Source organism: Microbacterium sp. MPR-TSA4, assembly GCF_058792815.1.
Genome location: NZ_JBXAFF010000025.1, coordinates 29,774 through 45,682, shown reverse-complemented (window position 1 = coordinate 45,682; position 15,909 = coordinate 29,774). Strand labels below are relative to the sequence as shown.

At 73.2% G+C, this 15,909-nt stretch carries 15 protein-coding genes; 6 read left to right on the top strand and 9 right to left on the bottom strand.

What is annotated here, in order from left to right; genetic code table 11:
• Positions 1–96: 96 nt before the first annotated feature.
• Positions 97–738 (bottom strand): 2-phosphosulfolactate phosphatase, encoded by a 642-nt coding sequence (locus AC1Q49_RS11210; protein WP_061781893.1) that lies wholly within the window; start codon positions 736–738, stop codon positions 97–99.
• 39 nt (positions 739–777) lie between these two features.
• Here AC1Q49_RS11210 and AC1Q49_RS11205 point away from each other — a divergent pair, with 39 nt between their 5' ends.
• Positions 778–1,311, top strand: coding sequence for a hypothetical protein (locus AC1Q49_RS11205; protein ID WP_101306905.1), 534 nt, complete (start codon positions 778–780; stop codon positions 1,309–1,311).
• 41 nt (positions 1,312–1,352) lie between these two features.
• Here the strand turns inward: AC1Q49_RS11205 and AC1Q49_RS11200 are convergent, their stop codons facing one another.
• The 5 genes from AC1Q49_RS11200 to AC1Q49_RS11180 form a co-directional block, all read right to left on the bottom strand.
• The gene (locus AC1Q49_RS11200) at positions 1,353–2,822 is read right to left on the bottom strand and encodes an ABC transporter permease (RefSeq protein ID WP_374198333.1); all 1,470 of its coding nucleotides are present in this window, start codon (positions 2,820–2,822) and stop codon (positions 1,353–1,355) included.
• Positions 2,819–3,580: an ABC transporter ATP-binding protein gene (locus tag AC1Q49_RS11195; protein WP_101306906.1), complete on the bottom strand. Its 762-nt coding sequence runs from the start codon at positions 3,578–3,580 to the stop codon at positions 2,819–2,821. Before AC1Q49_RS11195 ends, AC1Q49_RS11200 begins: the two co-directional genes overlap by 4 nt.
• Before the next feature lie 128 nt (positions 3,581–3,708).
• A complete protein-coding gene (locus tag AC1Q49_RS11190; RefSeq protein ID WP_060958385.1) occupies positions 3,709–4,365 on the bottom strand; it encodes a response regulator in 657 nt (218 codons plus the stop codon).
• The gene (locus AC1Q49_RS11185; RefSeq protein WP_205283490.1) at positions 4,362–5,597 is read right to left on the bottom strand and encodes a sensor histidine kinase; all 1,236 of its coding nucleotides are present in this window, start codon (positions 5,595–5,597) and stop codon (positions 4,362–4,364) included. The genes AC1Q49_RS11190 and AC1Q49_RS11185 overlap by 4 nt, the downstream gene beginning before the upstream one ends.
• 144 nt (positions 5,598–5,741) lie before the next feature.
• The gene (locus tag AC1Q49_RS11180) at positions 5,742–6,194 is read right to left on the bottom strand and encodes an Lrp/AsnC family transcriptional regulator (protein ID WP_101306908.1); all 453 of its coding nucleotides are present in this window, start codon (positions 6,192–6,194) and stop codon (positions 5,742–5,744) included.
• A gap of 72 nt (positions 6,195–6,266) precedes the next feature.
• On the opposite strand from AC1Q49_RS11180, the gene AC1Q49_RS11175 reads away from it, so the two are divergent.
• The 3 genes from AC1Q49_RS11175 (at position 6,267) to AC1Q49_RS11165 (ending at position 9,680) form a co-directional block, all read left to right on the top strand.
• The gene (locus AC1Q49_RS11175) at positions 6,267–7,751 is read left to right on the top strand and encodes a DUF6421 family protein (RefSeq protein ID WP_492492202.1); all 1,485 of its coding nucleotides are present in this window, start codon (positions 6,267–6,269) and stop codon (positions 7,749–7,751) included.
• Positions 7,744–8,415: an SDR family oxidoreductase gene (locus AC1Q49_RS11170; RefSeq protein ID WP_101306909.1), complete on the top strand. Its 672-nt coding sequence runs from the start codon at positions 7,744–7,746 to the stop codon at positions 8,413–8,415. The genes AC1Q49_RS11175 and AC1Q49_RS11170 overlap by 8 nt, the downstream gene beginning before the upstream one ends.
• Before the next feature lie 143 nt (positions 8,416–8,558).
• Complete coding sequence (locus tag AC1Q49_RS11165; RefSeq protein ID WP_101306910.1) at positions 8,559–9,680, top strand: threonine aldolase family protein; 1,122 nt, start codon at positions 8,559–8,561, stop codon at positions 9,678–9,680.
• A gap of 42 nt (positions 9,681–9,722) precedes the next feature.
• On the opposite strand, the gene AC1Q49_RS11160 is transcribed toward AC1Q49_RS11165, so the two are convergent.
• The 3 genes from AC1Q49_RS11160 to AC1Q49_RS11150 all read right to left on the bottom strand — a co-directional run bounded on the left by AC1Q49_RS11160 (position 9,723) and on the right by AC1Q49_RS11150 (position 13,253).
• The gene (locus tag AC1Q49_RS11160) at positions 9,723–11,660 is read right to left on the bottom strand and encodes a M3 family metallopeptidase (protein WP_492492199.1); all 1,938 of its coding nucleotides are present in this window, start codon (positions 11,658–11,660) and stop codon (positions 9,723–9,725) included.
• A gap of 62 nt (positions 11,661–11,722) precedes the next feature.
• Entirely contained in the window at positions 11,723–12,535 is an 813-nt protein-coding gene (locus AC1Q49_RS11155; RefSeq protein WP_232783938.1) for an AlbA family DNA-binding domain-containing protein, read from the bottom strand.
• A 55-nt stretch (positions 12,536–12,590) separates the two neighbouring features.
• A complete protein-coding gene (locus AC1Q49_RS11150; RefSeq protein WP_492492196.1) occupies positions 12,591–13,253 on the bottom strand; it encodes an NUDIX hydrolase family protein in 663 nt (220 codons plus the stop codon).
• A 117-nt stretch (positions 13,254–13,370) separates the two neighbouring features.
• Between AC1Q49_RS11150 and AC1Q49_RS11145 the strand changes: the two genes are divergently transcribed.
• Positions 13,371–14,051, top strand: a complete 681-nt coding sequence (locus AC1Q49_RS11145) for an alpha/beta hydrolase (RefSeq protein WP_492492194.1) — start codon at positions 13,371–13,373, stop codon at positions 14,049–14,051.
• 231 nt (positions 14,052–14,282) lie between these two features.
• Positions 14,283–15,878, top strand: a complete 1,596-nt coding sequence (locus AC1Q49_RS11140) for an ABC-F family ATP-binding cassette domain-containing protein (RefSeq protein WP_101306913.1) — start codon at positions 14,283–14,285, stop codon at positions 15,876–15,878.
• The last annotated feature ends 31 nt before the right edge of the window (positions 15,879–15,909 follow it).

The window sequence follows — 15,909 nt, the reverse complement described above, 5'->3', positions numbered from 1 at the left end:
CTCAACGACCGGAGGGGGTGGCGGGGCCCCGGTCGTTGAGCGAGCGCAGCGAGTCGAAACGCCCCGAGCCGAGCGGAAGCACCCCGAAGCGCCGGGTCAGGCGTAGGCCACGAACACGCCCGCGCGCAGGACGGGCGCGGATGCCGCGGCATCCACCTCTGCGGCCGCGAGCACCTCGTCACGCGCGTCACGTCCGATGAGCTCCTGTCCCGAGCCGCTCGCCGTGAGGAGGTGGCGCACGGCGGGCCGCAGCCCGCGGAAGGCCTCGCCCGCGGCGGCGGCTTCGGGCGACGTGTGGTCGATGCCGCGCGCACCCAGGGCGTCGATGACGGCTCCCGCGCCGAGCAGGTCCTCGACGGCGAACCGCAGCCGCGCATCGGACTCGCGGCCGGAGAGCTCACCGGCGGCGAGCACGAGGATGCTCGTGCGCGCGCCGCGGCGGCGCTGCTCCGCGAGGATCGCGTCGGCCACGGCGGCCGCATTCACGAGCGCACCGAGCAGCACGACGGCGCCGGTCGCGCCCGCACGCGCCGCGATCGCGGCACCGTTCACCGACGCGGCGTGCGCGGCGTCGTCCAGCGCCACCGCGTCTCCGGTCGCGACGCGGCGGGCGACCGTGCTGGAGAACCGCAGGACGTCGACGACGACCACGACGTCGGACGCCGCGACGCGATCGAGGCCGTCGGCACCCCATTCGAGGCGCACCTGGTACCGGGACTGATCGAACGGGGAGGCCATGTCTCCAGGCTACGGGGGCACCGGTGCGAGACTGGCGGTATGCGGATCATGCTCAAGCTCGTCCTCGACTGCGATGCGGATGCCGCGTGGCGCGCCCTGCACTCACCGCGTGCGGTCGCCGACCTCTACGGTCCGTTCCTCGACCTCGCGCCCCTCGCCGCCGAAGGCCTGCCGACCAGACTCGTGCCGGGCGCCGACGTCCCGGTGGCGATGAGCGTCGCCGGCGTCATCCCGCTCGGATCGCAGCTGATCCACGTCAGCGAGCGGCACACGGTCGACGCCCACGGCCCCGTGCGGATCTTCCGCGACAGCGGCATCCCGCTGACGGGACCGCTGGCCGCCCTCGACGTGTGGGACCACCAGATGGCGGTGGCGCCGGCGCCGGGCGACCCGTCGAAGACGCTGTGGCGCGACCGGCTCGTGATCGGCGGGGCCGCCGCGCCCGCGCTCTGGCCGGTGCTCTGGGCGACGTGGCAGTGGCGCGGCGCCCGCCTCGCCGCGCTCGCGCCGACCTGGGCCTTCGACCCCGACGCCCACCGCGACGAATCGCCGGCTGTCGCGGTCGAAGCCTGACCGCGACAGCCGGCACCGGACACCCCCAGGCATCCGGGTCCTCACTCGGCGAGCGCCTCCACGGCCGTCACCCGCGTCGCCAACCGCGTCGGGACGACCGTCGCGACGACGGTGAGGAGCGCAGTGGCCAGCACCACGACGAGCACCGGCATCCATGGCACGGCCGGGACCACCAGCGTCGGCGCGGAGAGCGCGGGCGGCACGGCCACCGAGCCGAGCAGCGACTGCGCGGCCACCCACCCGTAGGCGACGCCCAGCACGAGCCCGAAGGTGAGCGCCGTGATGGTGACGTGCACGGCCTCGAGCAGCACGACCCGTCGCACCTGGCGGGAGGAGAGGCCGAGGGCCCGCAGCAGTCCGAGCTCGCGACGTCGCTGGACGACGCCGATCGTCAGCAGGTTGACGAGGCCGACGGCGGCGATCACGGCCGAGACGGCGACCAGCCCCATCATGATGGCGGCGAAGGTGTCGAGCACGCGATCGAGCTCCGCGGGCGGCGTTCCCCCCGACGACGACGCGATCACGGCTTTGACCGACGCGCCGGCGACCGCGAACATCACGACGAGCGTCACGCCCATGACCACCCCGATCGCCATGCGGCTCGCCCGCTCGGGGTAGCGCAGGGCGTTCTCGGCCGCGAGTCGCGCCGGCGCCGACCGACCGAACAGGCGTCCGGTGAGGCGCAGCAGCGGCGGCATGACGATGACGGCGCCGAGGGTCAGGCCGGTGAAGGACAGGATGCCGCCGAAGAAGGCGACGATGACGCCGAGCGGCGACACGAGCCCGACGACGACGCCTCCGGCCAACAGCGCCGCCCCGGCGAACGACAGGATCACGGCCGCGACATCGCGCGCCGGCGAGCGGGTCTGCTCGTGCGTGCGCGGGGCCGATCCGGCGAGCGCCTGCAGCGGGGTGACGGTCAGCACCCGCCGCGATCCGCTCCATGCACCCGCCCACGTGGTCAGCGCGACGACGGCGGCGGGCAGCAGCAGCACCGGCTGCGCGACGGCGTAGCCGGCCATGATGCCCAGCAGCGCGTCGGCGAGGCGCACCAGGACGGCGGCGGCCGCGGTGCCCACCGCCAGACCGACGGCGGCACCGATGATCCCGACGCCGAGACCCTGGCGGCCGACCTCCTGGCGCTGGGCACGAGCGGACGCGCCGATGAGGCGCATCATGGCGATGTGACGGGTGCGCCCGGCGACGATCGTCGCGAAGGTGTTCGCCGTCACGATCGCGGCGACGTACACGGCGACACCGACGAGCAGGACGCTGAGGATGCCGAGCACGATCGCGACCGTCTCGCTGTTGCCGAGATACGGGTCGGCGCGCGCCCATGCCGCGATGTAGCCCGTCGCGGTGAGCAGCAGCACCCCGAACGCCGCGGAGATGGCGGCGACGAGCACGGTCGCGCCCATCCCCCGCTCGCGCACCCACGCGAGCCGCGACGCGCGGGACGTGATCGCCGCCGGCGCGCCGAGCGAGACCGGATCGGCCACGGCGGCGCTCACACCGCCACCTCGGACGCGAGCATGAACGCCGAGACCTGCTCCGCGCTCTGCCGGGGCTTGTCGGCGACGACCCGCCCGTCCCCGAGGAAGAGGACGCGATCGGCGTGGGCGGCCGCGATCGGATCGTGGGTGACCATCGCGATCGACTGCCCGTGCTCGCGGCTCGCGGTCCGCAGCAGCGCGAGCACCTCACGGCTGGAGCGCGAGTCGAGGTTGCCCGTCGGCTCGTCGGCGAACACCAGGTCGGGTGCGGTGGCGAGGGCGCGCGCGATCGCCACGCGCTGCTGCTGCCCGCCCGACAGCTCGTGGGGGCGGTGCCGCAGTCGATCGCGCACGCCGAGGGAGTCGATGAGGCTCTCGATGCGGGCGCGCTCCAGCGCCGTGGGCCGGCGCCCGTCGAGGTCGAACGGCAGCAGGATGTTGCTCAGCGCGTCGAGGGTCGGCACGAGGTTGAAGGACTGGAAGACGAAGCCGATGCGCCGGCGCCGCAGCAGGGTGAGCTCGAGGTCGGACAGCCCCGTGATCTCGGTGTCGCCGATCCAGGCACGGCCCGTCGTGGCGGCATCCAGTCCGGCCATGATGTGCATGAGCGTGGACTTGCCCGACCCGGAGGGCCCCATGATCGCGGTGAACTCCCCGCGACGGATGCCGACGGTCACGCCGTCGAGTGCGCGCACCCCCGTCTCGCCGGCTCCGTAGGTCTTCGTGACGCTCTGCACCCGGGCGGCGAGGCCCAGCTCGGTGGTCGTGATCTCCATGCCCCTCACGCTACGGACGCGACCACGGGCACCGCGTCGGCCTGCGGTCGCGAACGCGTACATCGCGAGGATGACGCACCCGGACGGTCGGGGGCGTCCCCGCCGCCGACCGGCGGGTCATCCGCGGGTCAGGCCAGCCCGTGCTCGAAGGCGAACACGACGAGCTGCACCCGGTCGCGGAGGGAGAGCTTGCCGAGGATGCGGCTGATGTGCGTCTTCACGGTCGCCTCGGAGAGGAACTCCCGTTGCGCGATCTCGGCGTTGGACAGTCCTCGGGCGGCGAGGGCGAAGATCTCGCGCTCGCGATCCGTCAGCTCGGTGAAGGTCTCGGGGATGGTGCGCGACGGCTCGGAGAACTGCGCGAACAGCTCGCGGGTCGCCGAGGCGGCGATGACCGCCGATCCCGACTGCACCGTCCGGATCGCGGCGAGCAGGAACTCCGGGTCGGCGTCCTTGAGGAGGAAGCCGCTGGCCCCCTGCCGGATCGCCCGCGCGGCCGCCTCGTCGAGGTCGAACGTCGTGAGCATGACGATGCGGGGCGGGTCGGCGGCCAGCGTCGGATCGGCGAGGAGCTCGGCCGTCGCGGCGAGGCCGTCCATCACCGGCATCCGGATGTCCATCAGCACGACGTCGGGCCGGGTCTGGCGCACGACGCGCACGCCCTCGGCGCCGTCGCCCGCCTCGCCGACGACCGCGAGGTCGGACTGCGAGTCGATCACCATGCGGATCCCCGCACGGAAGAGGGCCTGGTCGTCGACGAGGACGACCCTGATCGGGGCGCTCATGCCTGTCCCCCGGCGGCGGACGGCGCGATCGGCAGCCGCGCCCGCACGACGAACAGGGCGCCCTGCCGGCTCGCGTCGAGCTGGCCTCCGACCAGCTGCGCACGCTCGCGCATGCCGATCAGGCCGTGCCCGCGGTACTCCTCGGCGGATCGGTCGCCGGCGACGGAGCCGCCCGCGGTCTCGACGGGGGCGACGGGATTGCGCACGGTCAGTTCCACTCCCCCAGCGTGCCACGCGAGATCGACGCCCACGGCCGCATCGGCGCCGTGGCGGAGCGCGTTCGTGAGCGCCTCCTGCAGAATGCGGAACACCGCGAGCTGCACGGCCGCGGGCACCTCCCCGACCGGCGCCGGATCCACGTCGACCCGGAGCGTCACACCCGCCGCACGCACCTGCGCGTAGAGCTGCTCGAGGTCGGCGAGGGTCGGCTGCGGGCCCTCGGCCTGCGTGTGGCGCAGCTGGGTCAGCAGCATCCGGACGTCGGAGAGCGCGGCGCGGGCCGTCGTGGAGATGGTGCCGAGCGTCACGGCGGCGACGGCGGGGTCGGATGCCGCGGCGTACCGCGCCCCGTCGGCCTGGGCGATGACGACGGCCAGCGAGTGGGCGACGACGTCGTGCATGTCTCGCGCGATGCGGGTGCGCTCCGCCTCGGCGACGGCGGTGGCCTCGGCGAGCTCCTGCGCGCGACGGTTCTCGCGGGCGCGCAGGCTCGTTCTGACCAGGGCGCCGGCGGTCCAGGCGAGCAGGAGGGCGAAGGCGGCGGAGGCGAAGGTCGCCGCGGTGGCGAAGACGTAGGTGCCGATGCCGCTGGTGGTCCACTGACCGAGCACGAGCGGCATGACGATGATGTAGATCGCGATGGCCACCGCCCCCAGCAGCGACGACGCGAACCCGAACCAGAAGGTGCGCCGCGCGCCGTAGGCCGCGGTCGTGTAGAGCACCCCGAAGATGGCGATGTTCGCCGGCAGCGGCGGCAGGCCGGTGGCCATCTGGAGGACCGCGGCGGCCCAGCAGACCGCGAGGGCGAGCTCGGGTGCCAGGCGGCGGACCGCGGCGGCCCCGGAGAAGACGAGGGTGAGCGCGAGCGCGACGATCAGCGCGACCCGCGAGGGGACCATCGCCGACCCGATCCCGTCGGACGGCACGAGCGTCGCGAACAGTGCGAACAGCGCGAACAGGCCGGCCGCGACGATGTCGACGGTCAGCTGCATGCGGGTCAGCGTCCGAAACACGCTACGACGCTACGCGACCGCCGCGCGCGGCGGCATCCATCGAGCGATGTATCGCCGTCGGCGCGCGCCGGGCCGGATCGGACCGCTTGGTCCGCGCGGTCTGCTTGGCCCGCGCGGCCCGCCTGGTTCGCGCGGTCCGCGCCGTCAGCCCGACTGCGGCACCAGCGGTCGGTGCTCGTAGAAGGTCTGCAGCACGACGGTCGTGCGGGTGCGGACCGCGGCGGCGAGCCGGATCTCACGCACGAGGTCTTCGAGGGCGCGCGGCGACGCGACACGGGCGAAGAGCATGTAGCTGGCGTCACCGGCGATGGAGTGGCAGGCCTCGATCGCGTCGAGGTGCTCGAGGAGCTCGGGGGCGTTGTCGGGCTGAGCCGGGTCGAGCGGCGTGATCTCGATGAAGGCGGCCAGCGGGCGCCCGACCGCCTCGGCGTCGACGAGCGCGCGGTAGCCGGTGACGACACCGCGCGACTCCAGCCGCTTGAGGCGGGCCTGGACGGCGGAGATCGAGAGCCCGACCGCGGCGGACAGGTCGGCGAGCGTCATCCGGCCGTCTCGCGAGACCTCGGCCACGATCCGACGGTCGACATCATCTTCCATGCATGGAAGAATATCCGATGCAAGGCAGTCTTGCCGTAAATATTCCTGTCTCGACGAGCGGAGGTGCCCACCATGTCCCTTTACACGCCCACGAAGTCCGTCATCGGAGAGCCCGAGGTCGTCGAAGACGACCGACCGATGGTGCCGCTCGTCGAAGACGACCGACCCATGGTGCCGCTCGTCGAAGACGACCGACCGCTCGAGCAGCAGCCCGCCTGGCAGGCGCTGAAGGATGCCGTCGGCCGGCTGCAACCGCTGCAGGCGCAGGACGGCTCGGTTCCCGGCGACGCCGACCGCGCCGTCGCCGCCGACCTCATCGACACCATCGCCGCCGGCATCCGCACCCTCGCACCGCTGTTCCCGCACGACGCCGACTACCTCTCGACCTGCGTCGTCGACCTCCGCCGGTGGGCGGACGCCGACTTCCCCGTGCCGGACTTCCTCGACTCGCTGGTCGCCTTCCAGCCCCAGCGCGCCCGTGTGGATGGCCTCCGCCACCTCGTCGTGTTCCCGATGTACACGCAGAACGGGTCGCGCGACCGGCACCTCGAGGCCGTGCTCTGCGAGGTGATCTGGCCGGAGTTCATCGGCGAGCTGGAGCAGACCTACACCAACGGCCTGTTCGTCTCGCTGCGGCTGATCGACTTCACCTCGGGCTACGACACCAACTCCGCCGTGCTCTTCCCCGAGACGGTGGCGATGCGCGAGATCCCCTCGTTCACGTGGGGGGCGATCTTCCAGGACCGCGAGGCCGCACGCTTCCGGCGGGTGGTGGCCGCGGCATCCGAGATCACCAAGCTCGACGTGCCGGACGGCGTCGCCCGGATGCTCGCCGATCAGGGCCTCACCGAGCGGACGTTCGTCATGTGGGACCTCATCCACGACCGCAGCCACATGCGCGGCGACCTGCCGTTCGACCCGTTCATGATCAAGCAGCGCATGCCCTACTTCCTCTACACGCTCGAGGAGCTGCGCTGCGACCTCACGGCGTACCGGGAATGCGTGGGCATCGCCGCGCGACTGTCGGCACGCGCGGCGGACGGTCACCCGCTGACGGATGCCGAGACGGCCATGCTCGACCACGCGCGCCTGGTGCAGTACGCCGTGATCTTCGATCGGATCTTCCGGTTCGCGATCACCGGCTCGCGCGTGCGCAACTACGACGGCCTCGGCGGCCAGCTGCTGTTCGCCTGGCTGCATCGGCGCGGGGTGCTGCACTGGACCGACACCGCGCTCGCCTTCGACTGGGACGGGGTGCCGGACGCCGTCATCGCCCTCAGCGACGCGATCGACCGCCTGTACTGGGAGTCGATCGACCGCCCCAAGGTCGCCCACTGGCTCGCGGCCTACGACCTGGTGCGCAGCGTCGTGACCCCGCATCCGGCCTCGGCCTGGGCGCACGGCCTGCCCGACGACGTGCTCGCCGGCGCGCCGAAGGGGTACACCGACGCGGTGCTCGACGACGAGTTCCCGCTCTCGATGTTCTTCGAGGCGCTCGACAAGAAGATGCAGGGCGTCATCGCTTCGACGGCGGGCATCACGGGTCGCGATGGGTGACGGGGTCCGCGGGCGCACGGTCGTGATCGCGGGTGCCACGAGCGCGAGCGGGCGCGCGGCGGTGCACGCGCTCCGGAGCGCAGGGGCGGTCGCGATCGCCGTGGGCCGCGACGACGCGAAGCTCGGCGGGCTGCGCGATCTCGGCGCGCGGACCGCGGTGTGCGATCTGACCGACGAGGCCGAGGTGGGCGCGTTCGCGGCGGCGCTCCGCGCCGACGGGACGCCGGTGGACGGCATCCTGCACCTCGTCGGCGGATGGCGCGGCGGCGGCGGGCTGCCGGGCCAGAGCGACGCCGACTACCGCGCGCTCGAGGCCGGACTGACCGCCCAGCGGCACGTCACCCGCGCTTTCTGGGGCGACCTGATCGCCTCGGATGCCGCGCGGGTCGCGATCGTCTCCTCGACCGCGGTCGCGCGCCCGCTGGCGGGGGGCGCCAACTACGCCGCCGTCAAGGCGGCGGAGGAGGCGTGGGCGCGGGCGATGGCCCAGGGGTTCGCTGCGGATGCCCGCGGCGCGCACCGCGCGCCGGCGGCGGCATCCACGATCTTCCGGGTGCGCGCGCTCGAGGGCCTGGAGGAGGAGCTCGCGGCGGCGTTCCTCGGCCTCTGGGACCGGGGAGCGGACGAGGTCAACGACGCCGTCATCACCCTCGGCCCGGGCTGAACTCCTCCATCGCACGCCCCTGGCCGCCGGACGCGGCCCTGTCGCCCCATACGCCCGCCTCGATGGAGGAGTTCGGGCCAGGGGGCGGCGAGCCGCGGTCTGCGACGTCGCGGACTCGCGCCCCCGAACTAGATTGGATACCCGTGACCACTCTGCATGACACGACCGCCCGCGGCTTCGCCAGCGACAACTACTCCGGCGTCCACCCCGAGATCCTCGAGGCGATCGCCGCGGCGAACCACGGCCACCAGATCGCCTACGGCGAAGACGCCTACACGATCCGTCTGCAGGAGGTCTTCCGCCGCCACTTCGGCGAATCCGCCGAGGCGTTCCCCGTCTTCAACGGCACCGGGGCCAACGTGGTGGGCCTGCAGTCGATGCTCCCCCGCTGGGGCGCCGTGATCGCGGCATCCACCGCCCACATCAACGTCGACGAAGGCGGCGCGCCCGAGCGGGTGGCCGGGATCAAGATCCTGAACGTCCCCACCCGCGACGGCAAGCTCACCCCCGAGCTCGTCGACCGCGAGGCCTGGGGGTGGGGCGACGAGCACCGCGCCCAGCCGCTGGTGGTCTCCATCACCCAGTCGACCGAGCTCGGCACGCTGTACACCCCCGACGAGATCCGCGCCCTCGCCGACCACGCCCACGCCCACGGCATGCGCCTGCACCTCGACGGCGCCCGGATCTCCAACGCCGCCGCCGCCCTCGACGTCCCGCTGCGCGCCTTCACGACCGACGCCGGCGTGGACGTGCTGAGCTTCGGCGGCACGAAGAACGGCGCGCTCGGCGGCGAGGCGGTCGTCGTCCTGAACCCGGATGCCGCGGAGGGCCTGCTCTTCCTGCGCAAGCTCAACATGCAGCTCGCCTCGAAGATGCGCTTCATCTCCGCTCAGCTGGTCGCGCTGCTGGAGGGCGACCTGTACCTGCGCAACGCCCGGCACGCCAACGCGATGGCCCAGCGCCTGCGCGCCGGCGTCGAGGCGGGCATCGCGGACGGGTCGATCACCGGGGTGGGCTTCAGCCAGCCGACGCAGGCCAACGGGGTCTTCGCGACCCTGCCCGACGGCATCGCCGACGCGCTGCGCGAGAGCTTCCGCTTCTACGACTGGGGCCCCGCCGGCGGAGGCTCGACGGAGCGCGACGGCGATCCGTCGAGTGCCGGTGGGGAGGACGCGGCGAAGAACGAGGTCCGCTGGATGTGCTCGTTCGACACGTCGGAGGACGACGTCGACGCGTTCGTCGCGGAGCTCGCGCGCCTCACCTGATCCCGGCGCGGCCGGGCTCTCACCGCCGCATCCGCGGAGCGGTCACGCCCCGGCGAGCCACTCCCGGTACGCATCGAACGCGTACGGGCGCCCGAGGAAGGCCTCGACGAGCGCGGTCGCGTCGCGGCGTCCCCCGGGCTCGAGGATCTCGCGCCGATAGCGGGTCGCGGCCTCGGCATCCATCAGATCGCCCCCGAACCCCGAGAGCAGGTCGCGGGCGATCACGAGGCTCCACTGGTACGTGTAGTAGCAGGCGCCGTATCCCGTCAGATGGCCGAAGCCGGCGTACGGATGCCGGCCCCGCAGCGGCTGGACGGGACTCGTCGAGGCGTACCAGTGCTCCGTCGCGGCCTGCAGATCGGCCGGTCGATCGACGTGCAGGTGGTACGACACGTTGGCGTGACCGAGCTGGCACCGCACCTCCAGCGCACGGCCGAAGCCGTCGGCGACGCGCATCTTGGCGACCAGATCGGCCGGAATGGGCTGCCCGTGGGCGTCGGCGGTGAAAGAGGCGAGGACCTCGGCATCCCAGGCCCACTCCTCGAGGAGCTGGCTGGGTGCCTCGACGAAGTCCCACTCGGTCGCGACGCCGGAGAAGCGGACGAAACGCTGATCGCCGCCGAGGATGTCGTGCACGAGGTGGCCGAACTCGTGGAAGAAGGTGACGACCTCGTCGTGCGTCATCAGCCCGCGCGAGAAGTTGCACAGCAGCACGGCCTCGGGGAGCACCCGTCCGGTGACCCCCGGGGCGAGCGGGAAGCACGCGGCGTGGTTGTACTTGCCGTCGCGCGGATGCAGGTCGAGGTGGATGCGGCCGAGCCGCGCCCCGGCACGCACGACGTCGTAGGAGCGGACGTCGTGGTGCCAGGTCGGCACGTCGACCGGCACGTACTCGACGTCGAGCAGCCGCGACGTGGTCGCCAGGACGCCCGGCAGCACGCGGTCGAACGAGAAGTACGAGCGCACGAGCTGCGCATCGACGTCGTGCCGCTCGCGGCGCAGGGCGCTCAGCAGGTAGAAGAAGTCGGCGATGGTCACCTCGGTGGCGGCGGGGTCGTCGCGCTGGAGCCGCGCGAGGAGCACGGGATACTCCGCCGCGGCGGCCGCCGCCGAGGCCTCGTCGAGGCGCGCGAGGAACTCCGCGATGGCCGCGCTGCCGCCGTCCGGGCGACCTGCGCCGATCATCCGCGTCTCGGTCTCGAAGTCCGCCCAGTCGCCATACCCGAGCAGCTGCGCCCGCTCCGCCCGCACGGCGAGCAGCTCCGCGAGGACGGCGTCGTTCTCGGGCCAGGCGAGGTCGTTGTAGGCCTCGACGAGCGCGGTGCGCGTGGCCCGGTCCGTCGCGTATTCCCGTACGGGCATGAGGTCGGTGTACTCGGTGGTGAGCACGACGAGGCCGTCGTCGCCGACGGGGTGGTCGTCGATGAAGTCCTGCGGCAGGCCGGCGAGCCCCGCGGGCGGCACCCGGATCTCGCGCCGTCCGTCGCGCACGTTGCGCGAGAACTCCAGGCTGAGCTGCGTGTCGCGGTCGGTGAGCTCCCGCACGCGCTCCCGCTCCGCGTCGGGAAGGGCGACGCCGCCGCGCCGGAAGTCGCGTCGCAGGTGGTCGAGCAGCCGGCGCTGATCGGCGTCGAGACCGTCGTCCGGCAGGTCCGCGAACGCGGCGAAGAGGCGGTCGTCGAGCAGTCGCGCGGCCGACAGGGCCTCCAGCGCCTGCACCTGCTCCTCCGCGGCGGCGCGCACCGCGGCATCCGGATGCGCCTCGCTGAGCAGATACGCCTCGCTCGTGGCCTGCCGCAGGGCGAGGTCGGCGTCGTTCCACAGCTCCAGGCGTGTCGCGGCGTCGAGGTCGTCGTCCGCCGCGGCGAGGCGTGCGTCGAGGTCGGCGACGAGGGCGACGGCGGCGGCCGGGCGGGCGGACGCGAAGGCGCTCCAGCCCGGGGCGTCGGTCGGGAAGGCGAGGGGCTCGATCGCGGTCATGCTCCGAGCCTACGACGGCGCGCCGTTGGCGCACCGAGGGCTCGACGGCTACGACGGTCGGTTCAGCGGCGCCCGAACAGGGTGTCGGCCACGGTCGGACGGAAGTGCCGGGCGACGTAGGTGAGCGCCTCGTCCACACCGAAGGCGCGCGTCGAGTTGCCGACCCGCACCCAGAGCTCCTTCGCGGCGCCCTGGGTCACGAAGACGGGCTCGGCGGCGCGCGGACACCGCACGGCGCAGACCGTGCGCCCCTCGACCTCGGCGAAGCGGATGCGGGGCATGGCGGCGGCGTTCTTGCCGAGGCTCGCCGCCAGCATGTCGCGCAACCACAGCTCGAAGCGGTCGGCGTCGGGGGTGCGCAGCGTCGCGAAGTCGCGGTCGAGGCCGTGGACGCGGCCATCGTCGTCGACGCCGATCACGAGGGTGCCGCCGGCACTGTTCAGGAATGCGGCGACGGTCTTGGCCACGACCTGTTCCATGCGGGCGTCCTTCTTGTCATCACGGACGTTCCAGCGCGCCGTCTCCTTGAACTCGACCTGCTCGCTCTCGCCCTTCTCGAGCAGCGCGGCGACGTCGATGGCACCGTCGCGGCGCACGATCGCGGCGATGCCGGCGACGACGAAGGACAGTCCCAGGCTCGTTCCCGCGGCCAGCAGCAGCGACGTCGGCATCCACAGTCGCAGCCCGAAGAAGAACCAGCCCGCGAGGAACAGCCCGAGGCTCACCCCGAGCAGGGAGACGATCGTCATGACCGACAACGGCAGGGAGAGGCGGGCGCCGAAGATGCGGCGGAGCACCCACGCGATGACGAAGGAGAGCAGCAGCGCGAGCGGGAGGGCGCCGGCGAAGTCGACCAGCATCTCGCTGCGGGGCACGGTGATCACCTCTGAATCGGGGCGGGGGCGGGGTGAGGGTGAGACGGGCGGTGCGTCAGCGCAGAGCGCCGACGCTGGCCAGCGCCAGACGGATGAGGGTCGAGCGGCCGCCCTCCATCTCGGCGGCCAACGACTCCGACGACGCCTCTTCCGGGGTCATCCAGGTGACCTCCAGCGCGTCCTGACGCGGCTCGCAGGTGCCCGTCACGGGGATGACGAAGGCGAGGGAGACCGCATGCTGGCGATCGTCGTGGAAGGCGCTCACGCCCGGCAGCGGGAAGTACTCCGCCACCGTGAACGGCACGGGCTGCGGCGGAAGCTGCGGGAACGCCATGGGGCCGAGGTCGTTCTCGAGGTGGCGGAAGAGGGCGTCGCGCACCGTCTCGCCGTAGCGGACGCGCCCCGAGACGATTGAGCGGGTGATCTCCCCCAGCGGCGTCGCGCGCAGCAGCACGCCCACCTGCGTGACCGCACCGACGCCGTCGGTGCGCACCGGCACGGCCTCCACGTACAGGATCGGCAGTCGCCGACGCGCCTCGGCCAGCTCGATGTCGGTCAGCCACCCCGGGTTGGCGGCGCTGCCCGGCGTGGGCGAGCCGAACGAGCCGTCGCCCATCGGGTGGCCCGGACACCCGCCGCCGAAGCCGCGGAGCGGATCGCGGGGGGTCCCGTCGTCGTCGCGTTCGTTCGGATCGGGGTCGGGGGTTCGAACGGCCATGCCTCATGTATACCCGCACCTCCGGTCGCCCCGTGTCCGCGACGCCCGTCGGCGCCGGCGGTCGGGTGCCCCCGCGAGCACGGCCGCGGTGTCGGCGGGGACTGAGAGGATGTCGGTATGAGCGCGATCGCGATCGATGACGACGCCGTCCTGTGGTCGGCGCCCACCGCCGAGCGCGCGGGCCGACCGCTGCTGCTGCTCCTGCACGGGTACGGCTCCGACGAGCGCGACCTGTTCGGCCTGGTCCCGTTCCTGCCCGATGCGTATGTGTTCGCGGCCGTGCGCGCACCGCTGTCTCCGCCGTTTCCCGCGCCGGGCTGGTCCTGGTACCCCATCGAAGGTCTCGACGGCCGCTCGATCGGGGCGGTGACCGACGCCGCTGAGGCGCTGATCGCGTGGGTGGAGGCGGCGACGGATGCCGAGACCATCGGCATCCTCGGCTTCTCGCAGGGTGCGGCCGTCGCCCTGCAAGCCCTCCGGCTGCGGCCCGAGCGGTTCGCGTTCGCCGTCAATCTCGCGGGATACGTCGACCCGTCGCCGCTGCCCGCCGACGCACGGCTGGCCGAGCGGCGCCCCCCGGTCTTCTGGGGACGCGGCGCCCGCGACGAGGTGATCCCGCCCGCCGCCGTCGCCCACACCGTCCAGTGGCTCCCCGAGCACGTCGAGCTCAGCGGTCGGGTCTACGCGGGACTCACTCACAGCGTGTCGCAGGAGGAGCTCGACGACGTCCGCGTTTTCCTCCAGAAGCGCCTCGACGACGTCGCCGCCGGCCGCCCTGGCGAGGGCGCCGCGGGCTGAGGTAGGCTGTCCGGGTTCCTGTCCCGAGTGTGAGGAAGACCGTTGAAGGGTTTCGACGCCGCGCTGTGATCCCGCGCTGAGCCGTCGACCCTCCGTCCCTCCTCGGACACCGGGTTCTCCGACGCGTCGGCGCATCCTTCCGCGCCGGCCGTCGACCCTCCCGTCGTCCCGGGAACGGTGTCGTGCGCGCCTGCGCCCCGACATCGTTCACGACATCGACAGGAGGCTCCCATGCCCCACCCCTCACCCGCGGTCGTCCTCGACCGCCTCACCTTCGCCTGGCCCGACGGCACGATCGCCGTGGACGACGTCTCCGGCGCGTTCGGCACCGGCCGCACCGGGCTCATCGGGCGAAACGGCACCGGCAAGTCCACCCTGCTCGCGCTCATCGCGGGACGGCTCGTCCCGGCATCCGGCGCCGTCGTCCGCACCGGCGCCGTCGAGATGCTGGCCCAGCGGCTCGACCCCCGGACGCGCGTCGCGGACGTGCTCGGCGTGGCCGGCGCCCTCGACGCCGTCCGCGCGATCGGCGCCGGCGACGTCGATCAGCGTCACTTCGACACGGTCGGCGCCGATTGGGATGTCGAGGCGCGCGCCGTGGCCGCCCTCGCCGAGGCCGGCCTGCCGCCCGACGCGCTGGATCGTCGCGTGGGAGAGCTCTCCGGCGGCGAGGCGATGCTCGCGGCGATCGTCGGCATCCGACTGCGCGGCGCCCCGATCGCTCTGCTCGACGAGCCCACCAACAACCTCGACCGCGACGCCCGCGCCCGCGTCCACGAGCTGGTGCGGGGCTGGCGCGGGACACTCATCGTGGTCAGCCACGACACCGCGCTGCTGGATCTCATGGACGACACGGCGGAGCTCTACGACAACGAGCTGACGACGTTCGGTGGACCCTACTCGCACTGGCGCGCTGCGCACGAGGCGGAGCAGGCGGCGGCGCGGGAGGCCGAGGCGGCGGCGCGTCAGCACGTGCGGCGCGAGAAGCGCGACCGCATCCATCAGGAACAGGTGCTCGCGACGCGGGCCGCGGTCGGCAGGAAGGCGTCGATGGACAAACGCGCGCCGAAGATCGTCATGGGTGGGAAGAAGCGTGCCGCCCAGGTCTCGGCCGGCCGCCTCCGCGTGGAGGCGCGGGGGAAGGAGGAGGACGCCCGCGCCGCGCTCGACGTCGCGGAGCGTCGCGTCCGCGACGACGAGTCCGTGCACATCGACCTGCCCGACCCGCGGGTGGCCGCCGGCCGCCGCATCGCGACGATCCGCGATGCGGAGCGGTCGTGGACGGTGCAGGGGCCGGAGCGGGTGGCCCTGGTCGGTCCGAACGGCGCCGGCAAGACGACGCTGCTGGAGCGCCTCGTCGGCGACGGTCGTGGCACCCCGACCGATGTGGATGCCGTGGCCCACACCGACCGGATCGGCTACCTCTCGCAGCGCGTCGACGGCCTGGACGACGAGGCGTCGCCGCTGGTGAACCTGCGGCGCGCGGCGCCCGGGGTCGGCGACGTCGAGCTGCGCAACCGCCTCGCACGGTTCCTCCTGCGCGGCGACACGGTGCTGCGGCCCGTGTCGGCGCTGTCGGGCGGCGAACGGTTCCGGCTGGCGCTGGCCTGCCTGGTGATGGCCGACCCGCCGCCCCAGCTGCTGGTGCTCGACGAACCGACGAACAACCTCGACCTCGACACCGTCGATCAGCTCGTCGCGGCGCTGTCCGCGTTCCGCGGCGCCGTGCTGGTCGTCAGCCACGACGACGGCTTCCTGCGCCGCATCGAGCCCGACCTCGTCCTCGAACTGCGCGACGGCCGGCTCGCCGAGTCTGTGGTGGGCTGAGCGGGTGAGCTGGGGCCGCCCGGGTGGCACG